The following is a 15,521-nucleotide window of genomic DNA, read 5'->3' as shown; positions in this document are numbered from 1 at the left end:
CGGCCGGGCTTGCACATATGGAAAAAGCAAGCGCCAGGAGAGCGCACGACAACCGATACATAACGTGGAATGCCCCGATAGACAGCTGTGCCTGCTATGGTCGGTTTCTTTCCGCTCTGTCAAGTTGCTGACATCGATGATACTTTATAAATACAGTATATCTTCTCCTACGACGACGTATATAACACCATGAACAAGATTGTTGAACTTAATACTGAGAGCCAGGCACACGAAGGCCGCTCAGTGACCCCTGTCACCGACGATAGCAAGTATCTCGATCATCTGAAAAAAATTAACGACATATACTACGATCAAATACGGATCGCCGATCAGAAGGCGGCGTACATATTTACCTTCATGCTCGCGTTTCTGGTTTCTTCGGCCGAAGCGCGTTCCGTATTCAGACTACAGCGGTTGCTGGAGAGCGAGCCGCTGGTAGCGGCGCTTTCGATCTTTTTCGCTGCTGGTGCGGTTGTGACGCTTGTATCTGCTGTTCTCGTGGTGCTTCCCCGCCACGTTAGGTCATCGACGTCGCTCTACTGGAAAGGCTGGGCAACCAACCGCTCCCGCCTGCTCGATGCACGCGGCACCGGTGATCCCGCGTACCTGTTTGGCCAGTATCTTGAGAACGTCGACAATCTCGCCGCCGTGAACCGTTCCAAATATCGTTTCGTCGCCATCGCCTTTCGCGGGCTGATGGCCGTTATCCTCGCCTATCTGACGCTGCTTTTCATGGCATAGGCGACGGCGAGAGGCCTCAGCTATGCTACGACAGTTCCCGGCGAACGATTGCCGCGCCATCGGCCATCGCCTTCATCTTGCCGAGAGCGATGTCACGCGGCAGGTATTTGAGCCCGCAATCCGGGGCTACCACGATCTTGCTTGCATCCTTGAAAGGCAGAGCGCGCCGGATACGTCCCGCGACGGTTTCGGGCGTTTCAACCTCATGGGTGGAAAGGTCGAGCACGCCGAGAAGAATGGTCTTGTCGGGCAGGGTTTCGAGTACCTTGCAATCGAGCTTTGACTGCGCCGTCTCGATGGAAACGGCCTTGCAGGAGCAGCCGGAGAACTCAGGCAGGAAGGAATAGCCTTCCGGGCGTTCATGGATAATCGCCGCATAACCGAAGCAGATATGGACCACGGTCTCACCCTCTATCCCGTCCAGGGCGCGGTTGAGCGCGTCGAGGCCATATTGGCGGGCCGGTTCGGGGCGGGCCTGCATATAGGGCTCATCGATCTGGACGATGTCAGCGCCGGCGGCGAAGAGGTCGCGAATCTCCGCATTGACGGCCGCGGCGTAGTCCATGGCCATCTCGGCGGGGCTTTCGTAGAAGTCGTTCTGGGCCTGCTGCGACATGGTGAAGGGCCCGGGCACGGTCATCTTGATCTTGCGGTCGGTATTGGCACGCAGGAACTTTACGTCGTCGACTTCAACGGGGTGGATGCGGGTGATCTTGCCGACCACGCGGGGTACCGGGTTCGGATGTCCCGAGCGGTCGAGGGCGGAGCCGGGATTGTCGAGGTCAACGCCGTCCAGTGCGGTCGCGAAGCGGTTGGAGTAGCTTTCGCGGCGCATCTCGCCGTCGGTAATGATGTCGAGGCCTGCGCGTTCCTGATCGCGAATGGCGAGCAGCGTGGCATCGTTTTGCGCTTCATCCAGATGCTCTGGGGCGACGCGCCAAAGTTCTTTCGCGCGGACACGGGGAGGGAAGCGGCCTGCGAGCTTTTGGCGGTCGATCAGCCACTCCGGCTGGGCATAGGAGCCAACGAGCGATGTCGGCAGCAGCGGAAGTTGGTAAGCCAAGTTGTCCTCCCGTATAGCAATGAAGTCGGGCGACGAACCCGTGTCGGTCGCCCTCTCTGGTCTAGACCCGGAACAGGTCGCGTTCCACGCCCGCGGCCTTGAACAGGTAGTCGCGACTGGCTTCCAGTTCGCCGCGAAGCTTGGGCAGGTCGACGTCGAGCAGTTCACCCCTCCACTTCCTGATCTTGCCGGCCACCATGACGGTGTCGACATTGGTGCGGTCCATCAGGGTGACTACGGCGCCGGGCACGTGATTGAGCGGTGTGACATTGATCGCACTGGCGTCAAGAAGGACAATATCGGCCTCCTTTCCGGGCGTCAGCGAGCCCGTCTTATGGTCCAGCTTCAGCCCTTTTGCGCCTTCAAGAGTCGCGAAGCGGATCACGTCTTGCGACGACAGCAGCTTCGGCAGGTTCTCCTCACCGGCCAATGCCCGTTCGTTGACGAACGCGCGTTGCAGCGTGAACGTGCTGCGCATTTGGGTGAAGGGGTCGGCCGTCATCGTGCATTCGACATCGCTCGAAAGCGAGGGCTGCATGTCGAGGTCGAGCGCCTTCTGGATCGGCGGCATGCCGTGGCGCATCGCCATCTCGATCGGTACGGCCAACGAGACATGCGAGCCGGCGTCGGCGGCTGCCTTCCATGCCATGTCCGACATGCCCGTCATGTGGATGAAGATGTTGTCGGAACCGAACTGTCCGGCCTTGGCCAGTTCGTCGAAGGTCGGCTGCATGCCGAATGTGCCGACGACATGGAGCGCCACCGGTACTCCGAGTTCGCGACCGATCTTCCACGCTTCCTCGTAGCCCGGAATGTAAATCTCGCCGCCCATGACCATGGTGAGCAACTGGTCGTCGGAGGCGAAATGCTGTTCCTTCAGCCGTCGCGCGTCGGCCGGATATTTGGCCTTGTCACCCCATCCCTCGAAATAGCCGAAGACCGAGCGCCGGCCGGCATCCTTGAGCGCCTGCACCACCGCATCGGAGTGCTCGGGCGAGTGATGTATCTGCGAGACATCCATGACAGTCGTGACGCCCGTGTCGAGTTGCGCGAGCGAACCGAACAGTTCGTTGATGTGGACGTCCTGCGGCCGGTAGACCATCGAGAATTTCTGCAGGACGTACTCGTAGTAGTTGACCGCGCCCTGTGGCGTTCCGTCATTGATCAGGATGCCGTCCGCCAGAAAGCTTCGCAGTGCGGTCTCGAACTGATGGTGATGCGTATCGATGAAGCCCGGCATCACGATCATGCCGGCAGCCTCGATGATCTCCGCATCGCCAGCGTCGAGGTCGGGACCGACAGCCTCAATGGCCTTGCCGGATATCAGGACGTCGGCTTCGGCGAAGTCGCCGACCCCCGGGTCCATGGACAATACGTGACCGCCGCGAATAAGCACACGTCGCCCGTCTTCTCCCGTGCCTGACGGCATATCCTGTGCGCGGGCTGGATTCGATGCGAGCAGCGTGGACGCCGCCGCGGCTGCGCCGACCAGGGCCGACGCTTTCAGAAAGTTGCGCCGGGGCTCGTCGCAACCGATTTGCGGGCGGCCTTCGTCACAGAGTCTGCACATGATGTCTCCTCCCAAAGAAAGTCAAAGGCGTCGCGCCGCTCGGTCCGTCGCCCTTCGTTGTCAGGTTTCGACGGTTGGGTAGTCCTTTCCGCTCCAGTGCTGGAGCCGCTTTGCAAATTCCCGCTGGAATGCGAGCGGGCCGTTCTCTTTCATGTAGGGCTCGTCATAGATGCCGATGAACAGTGTCAGATTGAGGAAGAAATGCGCGCCCATCTCGAACAGTGCGACGAAATCGTGCTCGACCAGGGCCTTGCGCTCGGCCTCGGTGAAGCTGTGCACCGTCGACGTCTCGACCTCGTTGAGTCGCGGTCCGATCGACTGTTCCCAGGTAGCGACGAAGTTCTTCGGATCGTCGGCATAGCGCTTGAGAAATTCGGGATTGCGATCGACCTGGAACAGGAACTTGTTCACGTAATATTTGCTCATGCCGCGCGCTCCCCAGCCTCAGTCCGCGGATACCAGGTGAGATAGGCCTCCATGGTGTGAAAGAGGTCGAGATTGTCGACGTAGTCCGCAGTCTCGGGCCCGGCGACACCCAGCATGAGGATGAAGTTCAGGAAGCCGTGGGTGGCGTTGCCGCTCCTGGCCATGCTCTCGTGGGTGACGTTGGCAAGGATGGCGTCGATGTCGCCGTTGCGCAGCCATTCGATCGCCTGGCGGTCGAATTCGGGATCCGGCCCGGTCTCCATGAACTGGCGCGGTCCACCGAGTTCGAGCGACAAATGCCCTGTCCCGATCGCTGCGATGCGTTTGCCGGAAGGATAGTCGTCAATGGCTTTCCTGATCGCCCGGCCAAGGTCATAGAACCGCTTCGGTGATGGCAGGGGTGGTGCAAAGATGTTGGTGTAGATCGGCACGACCGGCAGGTCGTTGTCAGGCCGGACGGTGATGATCGGGCAGATGATCGAGTGGTCGATCTTCAGTTCGTTCGAAAAGGCGAAATCGAAGCCCTGGTCAAGCAGATGCTGATGCATGAAGCGCGACATCGCCATATCGCCTTCAAGCACATATTTCGGAATGCCGAACTCACGCTCCTCGTTCCAGAACGTCGCATCGTAGCGATCGGCCTTGCCGATCAGGAATTGCGGGCAGTTGTCGAGGAATATCTGATGGAAATGATCGGAGCCGACCATGACCAGGATGTCCGGCTTGGCGCGCGACAGCGTCTCCCGGTAAGACTCCACCTTCCGCTTCCATTCCGGCGCCTGCGGAATCTGCTCTTCCGGCGGCATGGTCGTCGCCCGCAAGTAGAACGGGTGGTGTGTCGAGGCCAATGTTGCGACGAGTTCAGCCAAGGCGATCCTCCTTTCTTGGACCGGCTGTTTGCCGGGACAGCAACACCGAAGCTCTGCGATCGATGATGGCTGCCATCATGATCAGGCTCCCATGACCGATTGCAGGATGGGGTAGCGCTGGATCATGTGGCCGATGCGCGAAGCGGTGGCACGCAGCGTCGGCAGGCGCTCGGCGACGAGCAGGTCTGGCGTCACCATGCCGGTGTAGCCGGAGGTGTTCAGCGCCGCGACAGTCGTTCCATCTGGCCCTCGTATCGGCACGGCAAGCGCGGTGATCCCGTAGTCGAGTTGATCCACGGTTGTGGAGTACCCGGCCTCGCGCACGCGCAATATCTCCTGCTGGAGTTCGCATGGGTCGGTGATGGTTTTCGAAGTCAGGGCCTCGGGCCTCACGGATTCAATGTATCTGTCGAGCGCGGCATCCGGCAGGCCGGCAAGCAATACCCGGCCAAGCGAGGTGGCGCAGGCTGGATAGCGCGCACCGACGACTGCCGCGGCGCGCCGCGCGCGCTGAACAGAATTGTGGGCAATGTAGATGACGTCCGTACCTTCCAGAGTGCCCACTGACGAGGCATCGCCGAACTGGCGCACGAGGTCGCGCAGGTCGGGTTGAAGGACTTCATCGATCCGCGCGGCGAAGTAGAACGCCGATCCGAGCGTCATGACTTTCGGTCGCAGGTGGAAGCGCTTGTTCCGCTGGCCGACATAACCGAGGGTCTGGAGGGTGATGAGACTGCGGCGCGCCGCCGCCGGCGTCAGGCCGACGCGCCGGGCTACTTCGCTCAGCGTCATTTCGGCATGAGCGGCATCAAAGCATTCGAGGATCGCCAACCCCTTCGCCAGTGCTTCCACGAAGTCGGCGGGTCTCGGTGATGCAGCGGTCTCGCTAGGAGTCTCTGAATCGAGTTCGCTCAGGTTCATCTCGCCCACGTCTTTCGGGATGTAGGCCTGCGCGCTCGCGCGACGGCGATTTCGTATCGCGCAGACAGGCGCATTCAAATCCTCCCCGCTAGTTCCCGATCCTGCCGACAGACAACGTCTCCGCTGTCCCGACACGGGCACAATCGACCTTGACGCTAGGCTAGTTGACCTCTAGCTTTCCGACAAGAGAAAATATTTTCGCATAGCGAAAAGCAGGTGGAGAACTGATGCGCATCGGCAAGCAGGATGGGGCGTTCACGGCGATTGCGACATCCGACGCGCACACGATCACCATTCGCGGACACGATCTATGTGCCGATCTCATCGGCAAGATCGATTTCACCGACTATTTCTGGCTGCTTGTTACCGGCGAAAAGCCAAGCGAAACGCAGCGCGCGGTCACAAACGCATGTCTGGTGGCAATCGCCGAACATGGCCTCGTCCCCAGCGTGCAGGCCGCCCGCATGACCTTGGCCGCCGGACCGGACGCATGGCAGGGAGCGATGGCGGCCGGCCTGCTGGGCATGGGCTCTGTTGTCGCGGGAAGCTCCGAAACGGCTGGCCGCTACCTGGTTGAGGTGCTGGCGGAAAGCCGCCGGTCAGGCGGGGATCTTAGGTCGGCGGCGCGCGAAAGCCTTGAGCGCCTGAAAGCAGTACGGGCGAAGGTTCCGGGGCTCGGTCATCCGCAGCACAGCGCCGGTGACCCGCGCGCCAATGTTCTTCTGAAGCTCGCCGACGAGCTGGGAGTTGCCGGCGATCATGTCGCTTGCCTGCGCGCGATTGCCGAGGAAGCACCCGGCATCATGAACCGGCCGCTGCCGATAAACGTCTCCGGCGCCATTCCCGCGCTGATGTTGGACGCCGGCTGGCCGGCGGACGCGATGAAGGGCGTCCCGCTGCTCGCGCGCGCGGCCGGACTGGTCGCTCATCTGTTCGAGGAAACTCAGCGCTCGATCGGCTTCATCATGTCGCACAAGGCCGACCTAGCCATCGAATATGACGGCAGGCAAACCTCCGGCGCGCAAGGGCGGGAAGGCTGAAGGCGACGATGGCCAAGATACTCAAGGATATCCGCGTCATCGAGCTTGGCACCTACATCACGGGGCCGGCCGCCGGGATGCATCTGGCCGACCTGGGCGCGGATGTGATCAAGGTCGAACGTCCAGGTACGGGCGATCCGTTCCGGGCCTTCAAGGGCGGTCTCTATTCGCCACATTATCAGACCTACAATCGGAACAAGCGCTCGATCGCCCTCGATACCAAAGATGCCGGCGACTTGCAGGTGCTCCACGCTCTTGTGGCGACCGCCGACGTGTTCATCCAGAATTTCCGCCCCGGTGTCGCCGAAAAGCTCGGCGCAGGCGAGGACACGCTGCGCGCAATCAACCCGCAGATCATCTACTGCGCAATCACCGGTTTTGGTGCCACCGGACCTTACCGTGACCGCCCAGTCTACGACACGGTGGCGCAGGCGGCGAGCGGCTACCTTCGCTTGCTGACGCCGCCGGACAATCCGCGCGTCATCGGCCCGGCCATCGCAGACGCCGTTACAGGACAATATGCGGCAACGGGTATCTGCGCCGCGCTTGTTGAACGCTCCAAGACCGGGGCTGGGCGCCGTCTCGATATTTCGATGCTCGAGGCGATGGCCCACTTCAACCTCGACAGCTTCACGCATTACTACAGCGTGGGCGAAGTGATGGGACCGATCAGTCGGCCGGAAGTGTCGCAGTCCTACACCTTTGAATGCGCCGACAAAAAGTGGATCGCCTTTCATCTCTCGTCGCCGACGAAGTTCTGGGAGGGCCTCGTAGCCGCTCTCGATCGCCCGGAACTCGGCCGCGATGCTCGCTTTGCCGAACGCATGGCGCGCATCAAGAATCACGACGCCTTGATCGAGGCATTGCGGCCAATCTTCCGCGAACTCAGCCGCGATGAATGGTGCGATCGACTGCTCGCAAACGAGGTCCCGCATTCTCCGGCGTACGATTCCGACGAAGCGCTGGAAGATCCGCAGGCCCGGCATCTCGCACTCAAGGTCTCCGCCCAGCATCCTGAAATGGGCGCATTCACCACGGTAAGGCCGCCCTACTTGTTCGATGGCGTGCCTGACAAAGAAGTCCGGCCGCCGCCCGTACTCGACGAGCATGGAGCGGAGATCAGGGCGGAACTCGAAAGGCGCAAGGTGGGCTGAACAGGGCAGCCAGCGCGGAGGGCGAAGCGATGGGCATTCCGGTCAAGGACGTGATGCAGGCATCAAGCGAGATGCTGCAAAAGCAGCTCTATGCCATCACGACGACGCCGACCGCGGGCATCGAGCCAATCCTGGCCAACCTCGAAGAGCATCTTGCTTTCCAGGTTGCTCTGGAAAGGGAGGGCGTCCTGTACGCGGCGGGACCAATGTGGTCGGAAGACGAGCAGACATGGGAAGGCGACGGCCTGGTCGTGGTCCGTGCAGGATCGCGCGCGGAAGCTGTCGCGATTGCCGAACGCGACCCCATGCACAAGCGCGGCGCGCGGACATTCACGGTGCGACCGTGGATGATCAACGAAGGGACGATGACGGTCCGCCTCGACAAATCGAGCCAGACCTTCTCGATCCTCTAGGTTCAAAGGGAGGAAGAAGTCATGAAGAAGCTAACCGGACTACTGCTTGCAAGTGTCGTCGCCTTTCCCGCCACGGTCATGGCGCAGGAGACAGTCAGCCTTACCGTGGCGTCGAGCCATCCGCTGGTCATTCCGTGGGTAGGAATGATCAAGTCGCATTTCATGGCCGAGACCGACCGGATCCTGGCCGAGTCGGGAAACTACAAGATTGAATGGCAGGAAGCTTTCGGTGGCCAACTGTACAAGGCGAACGCCACGCTGACGTCCGTTGAAGAAGGTGTGACGGATGTGGGATGGGTGTTTTCTTTCCTGGAGGCCGCCAAGCTGCCGCTCAGCCAAGCATCGAGCTATGCACCGTTCGCTACAGCCAATCCACCTGTCCAACTCGAAGTCATGTGGGACCTCTACGAGAACAACGAAGCGTTCCGCAACGAATGGGAGCAGTACAATCTCAAGGTTCTCGGGTTCACCGGCACGGACAGCTACGATGTCTACACCAAGGAACCGATCTCCGGTCTCGCCGACCTCGACGGCATGAAACTCTCGGCCCCCGGCGTGCTCGGCGCATGGTTGCGCGGCACCGGAGCGAACCCGGTCGATGGCGCTTTGACCACCTTCTACACCGACATCCAGACCGGCGTTTCGGACGGCGTCCTGTCGCTGGCGCTCGGCGTGCTGCCGGCCAAGCTCTACGAGGTCGCCCCTTACATCAAGCGCGTGGATATCGGCGTCGCATTCTCCGGCGCGGTCGCCATCAACAAGGACTCCTGGGACGGCCTGCCGGCAGAGGTACAGAACGCGATGGTCGAGGCCGGCAAGTTCTACACGGACGCGCACGGCAAGGATTTGCTTGAGCGCCATGAGGCGGCGTTCCAGAAAATGCTCGAAATCGGCGCCAACCAGAATCCGCCGGTGACGATGACCGAGATGTCGCAGGAAGATCGCGCCGCTTGGGTGAACGGCATGCCGAACATTGCGGCCGAATGGGCGGCCGACGTCGAGTCACGCGGCATTCCGGCCAAGGATTTCCTGGCGGCCTACATGGAAGGCCTGCGTTCGCGCGGCGAGACCCCTGTCCGCGATTGGGACAAGGAGTAGTCGCTGAACGCTAGGGGTCGGAGAGACATGGCCTCTGATCCGGTGCAAGCCGGCGCCTCCGAGGGGCGCCGGCGACGGACAGTGCATCTGTTGTGGCTACGTGCGGTCGATGGCCTTGGCGCCCTGGGCACGATCATGATCGCGCTGTTGATGGCGATGATCTGCTCCGACGTGTTTGCGCGAAACATCACCGGTGGGTCGCTGCCGCTCGTTTCGGAACTCGGGGCGCTGACGCTCGTCATGATCGTCTACCTGCAGCTCGGGACAACGGTCCGAAACAACCGACTGGCTCGCACGGAATTCTTTCTCGCCCTCATGGAGAACCGCAGCCCGCGCACCGCGGCTTTCTTTTCGGGACTGTGGGAACTGGCAGGGGCCGCAGTCTGCGGCGCCATTGCCTGGTCCACCTACGGTATCCTCCTCAAAGACATTGAACACCGGGAGTTCATCGGCGTCACGGTGGTGATGACGATGCAGACGTGGCCGTTCCGCGTCCTTATCCTGGTAGGCGTTGCCGTCGCCGCGATTCAGTTTGTGGTGCTGGCTGTCCGCTCTTTCCTGAAGGCGTCTGGTGCCGGGGAACACCGGCCATGACGGGCGTGGAGATCGGCGCCGCCTGCATCGTCGCACTCGTGGTTCTAATCATGATCGGCATGCCGATCGGCATCGGCATGATCGTCGTGTCGTTCGCCGGCGTGACCCTGATCCGCAACGACGTGGTGGCGATCCGGATGATCGGTTCGGTCGCCAATGACAGTCTGGAAGAATATCTGTTCGCCGTCGTGCCACTCTTCGTCCTGATGGGGCTCCTGGTCACCATCTCGGGTGTCGGCAAGGACACGTTCGACCTGTTCGAACGCCTGCTGAGGCGGGTCAGGGCGGGGCTCGGCGTCGCCACTGTTTTCGCCAACGCCGTATTTGCCTCCATCACCGGCATCTCCATCGCGTCGGCGTCGGTCTTTTCTCGTGTCGCGGTGCCGGAGATGACGCGCCATGGCTACAGCCGCCGATTTTCTACCGGCGTGGTCGCCGGCAGTTCGGTGCTCGGGATGCTGATCCCGCCATCGCTTTTGATGATCATCTACGCCGTGCTGGCCGAAGAGTCGGTCGGCAGGATGTTTCTCGCCGGCGTAGGCCCAGGCCTCCTGCTCTCCCTGCTGTTCACCGTAACGATCCTCATCCTCGCGACATGGCGCCGGTCGTCGGTGTTCGCCGGTGAAGTCGACGAACTCGCCGTGGAGCCGCAATCGGTTTTCGATTCGGCGAAGAAGGGCATTCCGATCGTCGTGTTGGTGACGCTGGTTCTGGGCGGACTCTACGGTGGGTTTTTCAACCCGACGGAAGCCGGCGCGGTTGGAGCGCTTGGCGCGCTAGTGATCGCACTGCTTCGGCGCTCGCTGAACTCATCGCGGCTTTGGGATCTCCTGGTCGAAACGGGGCAAGTGACCGTCTCGGTATTGTTCCTGATCATGGCCGCGACTTTCTTCAGCCGCATGCTCGCCATGTCCGGCCTGCCAAACGCACTGGCCCAGACGCTGCTGGCCGGATCGATTGGTCCCTACGGCTTCCTGCTGCTTTTCCTGGTCCTGGTTATCGTGATGGGTTTTCTGATCGATTCTATCTCGATCATGCTGATCTTGCTGCCGATTGCGCTTCCGGTCGCGACGGAGGCGGGCTTTGACCTTATCTGGTTCGGCGTGCTCACGGTCGTCGCAGTTGAAATCGGTCTGCTGACGCCTCCCTTCGGACTGTCCGTCTACACGATCAAGGCTGCTCTCGACGATCCGGACCTCAAGATTAGCGACATCTTCCTCGGCGCGATGCCGTTCGTGTTTGCCATGATGGTCGGCCTTGCGATCATCGTCATCTTCCCACCGATCGCCACCTGGCTAGCGAGACTTTAGACATGAAGACAAAAATCCTGTGCCTGTCGGGCAGCCTCCGGCAGGCATCCTCATCAACCGCGGTCGTGGAAACCATATGTCGCGACATCGGTGACAGCGTCGAGCCGCTGCGCTTTGATATCGCGACATTGCCCCACTACAACGCCGATCTTGGGCAGCCGGAGGTGGTGCAGGCGTTCAAGGCAACCGTTGAAGCGGCCGACGGGCTCGTCATTGTGACGCCGGAGTACAATTACAGCGTTCCCGGGGTTCTGAAGAACGCGATCGACTGGGCTTCGCGCCCCGCCTATGAATCCGTGATGCTGGACAAGCCGGTCTTCATCGCCTCCGTCTCTGGCGGCGCAATGGGTGGAGTGCGCGCCCAATCCCACCTGAAATACATTCTCAACGGCATGCTGGCGCGTGCGTTTGTCCACAAGGAGGTCATCATTCCGTTCGCGAACAAGAAGGTGGAGAACGGCGCTCTTGTCGATGAGGGTATCAAGACCTTCCTCATGGAAGGCGTAGACGCTTTTGTGCAATCGCTTCGGGAACGTCCGCGGCAGTCCTTGGGCCGATAGCGATGTTCCGCTCCTGCCGATATTTAGGCGAATTCACCGCATTCAGCCGGTGCTTTTCCCTGGCTCTTCGGTGAAGGAACGGACCGTCCTGATCGCCCCGTCGAGGGCGACCCCGTCGGCGTCGGCAAGTGCGGCCTCCCGCAGGCGTCTGATCCAGTCGGCGGCATCCGAGCGCCCGCGCAGCGGCTCGAGGCAGGACAAGACCCGATCGAATTTGGACAATCCGCGTTGGTGCGTGTCGGAGTAGCCCTTGATGAGGCGCCGGCACTTCAGCACCTCGACCCCCAGGGCGTAGTCGGCTCGGCGCGCTTCGTCAGCACGAGCCAGCCATTCCTCCAGGTGCTGACCTTCGACCTTGTGTCTCAGAAGGCTTCGGCGCCAGCGGCGAAGTCCGCCGATAACCCACAGTATGCCGAAGCCGACGATGCCGTCCGTCCTGATCCTGCGGCCGCGATCGACCACGCGATTGAGCGTGCGCATAAGTCGTGGCCGTGCCTCGATCGCGGCTCCCAGCCGCACGGGCAAAGCGCCGCAAACCTCTTCCATGCGCGGATGAAAATACTCCGTGGTCGTGAGGATCTGTCCTTCACCGAGTTCGACCTCGTCGCGCACGCGCGCTGCGCGCGCCGATCTGGTCTTGAGATCGGCGACACGGATGATGTCGTCGTAGACCATCGCATTGGCGATGTATTTCGCGGCCTCGCGTGAAAAGACCCACCCCTCGGTTTCCGCATCTTCGGCGGCGACGCGCTCGACACGATCCAGATACTCCGCGCCGTAGGCAGGGTCGAGGAAATCCACCACCTTGGCGAGGCCGGGTTTCGCCATCTCCTGGACGGGCGCAGGCAGTGCCGCGGCGCGCTGGGCCAAGGAAGTCCAACGCTCCATCAGCGCTCCGGGACCGCTCACGCCGCCGCGAACTGGGGCTGGGCCGGGGACGGCGGCGGTAGCGCCAGCCGTGCCGGCCGCACGATCATATGCCAGCGCGAAAGCGGCAAGGCTCGCCTCCGTGCCCCGGCCGCCGGCTCGGATGGTTTCTTCGAAAGCCTTGCGCGGGAAGGGAAGCTCGCCGGAGCCGGCCAGGGCCCCGAACAGGCTCGCCGAGATCACGCTGCCGGCCTGCCGGGCCAACGCTTCCATGTCGAACTGTATGGTGCGACGAGCGGCCTCGGAGGTTCGCTTGAGCACCGTTTCCGAATCCGCCCTGCCATCCCCCGGAACGATTTTCTCGGACACCGCCAGCATGCGGTGGCTGGACGCGATCAGAACGGTGCGATCGGGCGTCACGAAGCCCCGCAAGACCGCGCGTCCCGCCTCTGCGAGTTCGGCAGCGATCAGGATGTCGACGTCGCCCGGTGACGGGCTCAGCGCCATCACCGGCAAGTCGTCCTGCCGTGACGGGTCTTTTGGCGCCATCTCGACATAGTAGATCGTCGCCCCGGTTCGCTGGGCGACGCCAGCGACCGACGTCGACTGCACATGCCACCCGGCGCGCTGCGCGAGATCGGTGATCCAGTTGGTAAGTACGCCGCCTCCCTGACCGCCGACCGCGAGCACGGCGAGCTTGATGATTCCTTTCGTACGGTCTTCGCGCTGAGGAAGCGTTAGACTCATGCGGCGGTTCCGAAAAGAAGGCGCCGTCGCTCACGCCGGGCCTGCAGCAGGCCGATGAACCGCCGCCGCAGCCCGAACCAGAACCGGTCCCAACCGGTGGGATTGCTGACAACGTCGGCCTGGTAGAAGGACGGGCACAGGACCGCGGCATCCGCGACTTCGCCGCAATTGCCGCAGCCGACGCAGTTCTGGTCGATCGCGGCTACGGGATCGTCGCGCAGCGGGTTGTCCAGATGCTTGACCGACAGCGAGGGGCATCCGGAAAGCCGCATGCAGGCGTGATCGCCAGTGCAGACGTCTTCATCGACGCCGAACTTGGTGCGCACGACTCGCTTGCCGTCCGCCATTGCCTTTTTCTTGTGTGGTGCCTCGCGCCTTTGCCTGTTGAGCATGCACTCCGATGAGGCGACGATCACTTTCGGGCCTTTCTCGGGCGTCGTCAGGGCTTCCTTCAGGACGTGTCGCATGCGGCCGACATCATAGGTGCGGTCGATATGGCGCACCCAGTTCACGCCCATACCCCTGATGGCGTCGGTGATCGGGTGCCTAGTGGATTTCGTTCGATTGGTCGCGCGCGACGACAGGATGTCCTGCCCGCCCGTCGCGGCCGAATAGTAGTTGTCCACCACCACGATCACGCCGTCGTTCTTGTTGAAGACGGCGTTGCCGATCGACGAGGTCAGCCCGTTGTGCCAGAAGCCGCCGTCACCGACGAAGGAGATCGAACGTCGCTTCGCTTCCGGTGAATTGAACGCCGAGGCCGAGGCGGGACCCAGCCCGTAGCCCATCGTGGTCGCGCCGAGTTCGAAAGGCGGCATGATGGAAAACAGGTGGCAGCCGATGTCCGAAGCAATGTGGTGCTTGCCCAGTTCCTGCTCGGTCAGCTTGGTCGCGGCGAAGATGGGCCGCTCCGGGCAGCCGATGCAGAAACCCGGCGGCCGCGCCGGGACTGTCCGGGCGAGGTCGTCGAAATCGGGCGGCGCGGGCTCGTTGGGGGCACGGATTTCGGGCGCAAGCATGGCACCGGCATGTTTGCGCATGAAGGCGCCGATGCCGGACAGCATCGCATCCCCGGTATATTCGCCGGCCTCGGGCAGCAGTCCCTTGCCCTCGAGCAGGACGCTTGCGTCGGCCTTGTAGAGCATCGAGCCTAGCGCCTGCTCGATATAGTCGGGCTGCCCTTCTTCAACAACGAGCACTGCGTCCTTGCCCTCGCAGAACGCGACCAGTTCCTCGTCGACAAGCGGATAGGTGACGTTCAGCACGTGCAGCGGCACCTCCGTCTCGCCATAGAGATCGGCGAGGCCGAGCCGCTGCAGGGCGCGGATCACCCCGTTATACATCCCGCCCTGGCAGATGATGCCGACCTTTCCTTCGCCGCCGAAGGTCTCGTTCAGCCTGTGGCGCTTGATGTAGTCGATCGCTGCCGGCAGCCGTCTGTTGATCTTTTCCTTTTCGTGCAGGAAGGAAGCAGGCGGCAGGACGATGCGCCCGGTGTCGCGCCGTGGGTTTTCGAGGGCATCCGCGACGGTCATCGGGGGGCGCTTGTTGTCCTTCGCTACGAAAGAGCCGTGCACGTGGCAGCAGCGGATGCGTACCTGAAGCATCACGGGTGTGTTCGAGGCTTCCGACAGCTCGAAGCCGTGCTCCACGCCGGCAACGATCGATGGCAAATTGGGGCGCGGGTCGAGCAGCCAGACCTGGCTTTTCATCGCGAAGGCGTGGCTGCGTTCCTGCATGATCGAGGAGCCTTCGCCGTAATCTTCGCCGACGATGATCAGCGCGCCGCCGGTCACACCGCCCGAGGCGAGGTTGGCAAGGGCGTCGGAAGCCACATTCGTGCCGACGGTCGACTTGAAGGTGGCCGCGCCGCGGATCGGATAATGCACAGACGCGGCCAGCATGGCTGTCGCGGTGGCCTCGGAGGCGCTCGCCTCATAGTGAACACCCAGGTCGCCGAGGATCTCCTGCGCGTCGGCCAGCACATCCATCAGGTGGCTGATCGGCGCGCCCTGATAGCCGCCGACATAACCGACGCCGCATTGAAGAAGGGCCTTGGTGATGGCGAGGATGCCCTCTCCGGTAAAGGTCTCGCCATCGCCGAGCCTGAGTTTTTGCACCTCTTTCGCGAAGGAGCGTTCCGCCACT

General features: G+C 62.1%; 15 protein-coding genes. 8 read left to right on the top strand and 7 right to left on the bottom strand.

Translation table 11 applies throughout. The annotated features are described in order from the left end of the window. Positions 1 to 189: 189 nt before the first annotated feature. On the top strand, positions 190 to 741 hold the full coding sequence (locus FQ775_RS13620) for a Pycsar system effector family protein (protein WP_146301262.1): 552 nt from the start codon (positions 190 to 192) through the stop codon (positions 739 to 741). A gap of 25 nt (positions 742 to 766) precedes the next feature. Here the strand turns inward: FQ775_RS13620 and FQ775_RS13615 are convergent, their stop codons facing one another. The 5 genes from FQ775_RS13615 to FQ775_RS13595 all read right to left on the bottom strand — a co-directional run bounded on the left by FQ775_RS13615 (position 767) and on the right by FQ775_RS13595 (position 5,590). After that, complete coding sequence (locus FQ775_RS13615) at positions 767 to 1,804, bottom strand: uroporphyrinogen decarboxylase family protein (RefSeq protein ID WP_146301261.1); 1,038 nt, start codon at positions 1,802 to 1,804, stop codon at positions 767 to 769. 61 nt (positions 1,805 to 1,865) lie between these two features. Beyond that, a complete protein-coding gene (locus FQ775_RS13610) occupies positions 1,866 to 3,374 on the bottom strand; it encodes an amidohydrolase family protein (RefSeq protein WP_146301260.1) in 1,509 nt (502 codons plus the stop codon). 60 nt (positions 3,375 to 3,434) lie between these two features. Next, positions 3,435 to 3,800, bottom strand: a complete 366-nt coding sequence (locus FQ775_RS13605; RefSeq protein ID WP_146301259.1) for a hypothetical protein — start codon at positions 3,798 to 3,800, stop codon at positions 3,435 to 3,437. Beyond that, positions 3,797 to 4,669: a DODA-type extradiol aromatic ring-opening family dioxygenase gene (locus tag FQ775_RS13600; RefSeq protein WP_146301258.1), complete on the bottom strand. Its 873-nt coding sequence runs from the start codon at positions 4,667 to 4,669 to the stop codon at positions 3,797 to 3,799. The genes FQ775_RS13605 and FQ775_RS13600 overlap by 4 nt, the downstream gene beginning before the upstream one ends. 81 nt (positions 4,670 to 4,750) lie before the next feature. Next, positions 4,751 to 5,590: an IclR family transcriptional regulator domain-containing protein gene (locus FQ775_RS13595; RefSeq protein WP_146301257.1), complete on the bottom strand. Its 840-nt coding sequence runs from the start codon at positions 5,588 to 5,590 to the stop codon at positions 4,751 to 4,753. Between the two features lie 227 nt (positions 5,591 to 5,817). On the opposite strand from FQ775_RS13595, the gene FQ775_RS13590 reads away from it, so the two are divergent. The 7 genes from FQ775_RS13590 to FQ775_RS13560 all read left to right on the top strand — a co-directional run bounded on the left by FQ775_RS13590 (position 5,818) and on the right by FQ775_RS13560 (position 11,759). Continuing rightward, entirely contained in the window at positions 5,818 to 6,630 is an 813-nt protein-coding gene (locus tag FQ775_RS13590) for a citryl-CoA lyase (protein ID WP_146301256.1), read from the top strand. 8 nt (positions 6,631 to 6,638) lie between these two features. After that, entirely contained in the window at positions 6,639 to 7,784 is a 1,146-nt protein-coding gene (locus tag FQ775_RS13585; protein ID WP_146301255.1) for a CaiB/BaiF CoA transferase family protein, read from the top strand. A 29-nt stretch (positions 7,785 to 7,813) separates the two neighbouring features. Next, positions 7,814 to 8,197: a YciI family protein gene (locus tag FQ775_RS13580; protein ID WP_246730122.1), complete on the top strand. Its 384-nt coding sequence runs from the start codon at positions 7,814 to 7,816 to the stop codon at positions 8,195 to 8,197. A 21-nt stretch (positions 8,198 to 8,218) separates the two neighbouring features. After that, on the top strand, positions 8,219 to 9,295 hold the full coding sequence (locus tag FQ775_RS13575; protein ID WP_146301254.1) for a C4-dicarboxylate TRAP transporter substrate-binding protein: 1,077 nt from the start codon (positions 8,219 to 8,221) through the stop codon (positions 9,293 to 9,295). A 135-nt stretch (positions 9,296 to 9,430) separates the two neighbouring features. Further along, the gene (locus tag FQ775_RS13570; RefSeq protein WP_246730121.1) at positions 9,431 to 9,889 is read left to right on the top strand and encodes a TRAP transporter small permease subunit; all 459 of its coding nucleotides are present in this window, start codon (positions 9,431 to 9,433) and stop codon (positions 9,887 to 9,889) included. Next, a complete protein-coding gene (locus FQ775_RS13565; protein ID WP_146301252.1) occupies positions 9,886 to 11,199 on the top strand; it encodes a TRAP transporter large permease in 1,314 nt (437 codons plus the stop codon). Before FQ775_RS13570 ends, FQ775_RS13565 begins: the two co-directional genes overlap by 4 nt. Positions 11,200 to 11,201: 2 nt before the next feature. Next, entirely contained in the window at positions 11,202 to 11,759 is a 558-nt protein-coding gene (locus FQ775_RS13560; protein ID WP_146301251.1) for an NADPH-dependent FMN reductase, read from the top strand. 42 nt (positions 11,760 to 11,801) lie between these two features. On the opposite strand, the gene FQ775_RS13555 is transcribed toward FQ775_RS13560, so the two are convergent. Beyond that, complete coding sequence (locus FQ775_RS13555) at positions 11,802 to 13,373, bottom strand: indolepyruvate oxidoreductase subunit beta family protein (protein ID WP_146301250.1); 1,572 nt, start codon at positions 13,371 to 13,373, stop codon at positions 11,802 to 11,804. Further along, positions 13,370 to 15,520 carry a thiamine pyrophosphate-dependent enzyme gene (locus FQ775_RS13550; RefSeq protein ID WP_146301249.1) on the bottom strand — a complete coding sequence of 717 codons (2,151 nt, stop codon included), beginning with the start codon at positions 15,518 to 15,520 and terminating at the stop codon, positions 13,370 to 13,372. The genes FQ775_RS13555 and FQ775_RS13550 overlap by 4 nt, the downstream gene beginning before the upstream one ends. Position 15,521: the final 1 nt, after the last annotated feature.

Origin of the sequence: Nitratireductor mangrovi (assembly GCF_007922615.2) — a bacterium.
Lineage (GTDB): Bacteria > Pseudomonadota > Alphaproteobacteria > Rhizobiales > Rhizobiaceae > Mangrovimarina > Mangrovimarina mangrovi.
This window is presented reverse-complemented; position numbering and strand designations above follow the sequence as displayed.

Bases quoted from the DNA above. Each gene is read 5' to 3' on its own strand.
- FQ775_RS13605 (WP_146301259.1), bottom strand. From the start codon at position 3,800: ATGAGCAAATATTACGTGAACAAGTTCCTGTTCCAGGTCGATCGCAAT.
- FQ775_RS13620 (WP_146301262.1), top strand. From the start codon at position 190: ATGAACAAGATTGTTGAACTTAATACTGAGAGCCAGGCACACGAAGGC.
- FQ775_RS13580 (WP_246730122.1), top strand. From the start codon at position 7,814: ATGGGCATTCCGGTCAAGGACGTGATGCAGGCATCAAGCGAGATGCTG.
- FQ775_RS13555 (WP_146301250.1), bottom strand. From the start codon at position 13,373: ATGAGTCTAACGCTTCCTCAGCGCGAAGACCGTACGAAAGGAATCATC.
- FQ775_RS13575 (WP_146301254.1), top strand. From the start codon at position 8,219: ATGAAGAAGCTAACCGGACTACTGCTTGCAAGTGTCGTCGCCTTTCCC.
- FQ775_RS13585 (WP_146301255.1), top strand. From the start codon at position 6,639: ATGGCCAAGATACTCAAGGATATCCGCGTCATCGAGCTTGGCACCTAC.
- FQ775_RS13565 (WP_146301252.1), top strand. From the start codon at position 9,886: ATGACGGGCGTGGAGATCGGCGCCGCCTGCATCGTCGCACTCGTGGTT.
- FQ775_RS13595 (WP_146301257.1), bottom strand. From the start codon at position 5,590: ATGAACCTGAGCGAACTCGATTCAGAGACTCCTAGCGAGACCGCTGCA.
- FQ775_RS13560 (WP_146301251.1), top strand. From the start codon at position 11,202: ATGAAGACAAAAATCCTGTGCCTGTCGGGCAGCCTCCGGCAGGCATCC.
- FQ775_RS13570 (WP_246730121.1), top strand. From the start codon at position 9,431: ATGATCGCGCTGTTGATGGCGATGATCTGCTCCGACGTGTTTGCGCGA.
- FQ775_RS13590 (WP_146301256.1), top strand. From the start codon at position 5,818: ATGCGCATCGGCAAGCAGGATGGGGCGTTCACGGCGATTGCGACATCC.
- FQ775_RS13610 (WP_146301260.1), bottom strand. From the start codon at position 3,374: ATGTGCAGACTCTGTGACGAAGGCCGCCCGCAAATCGGTTGCGACGAG.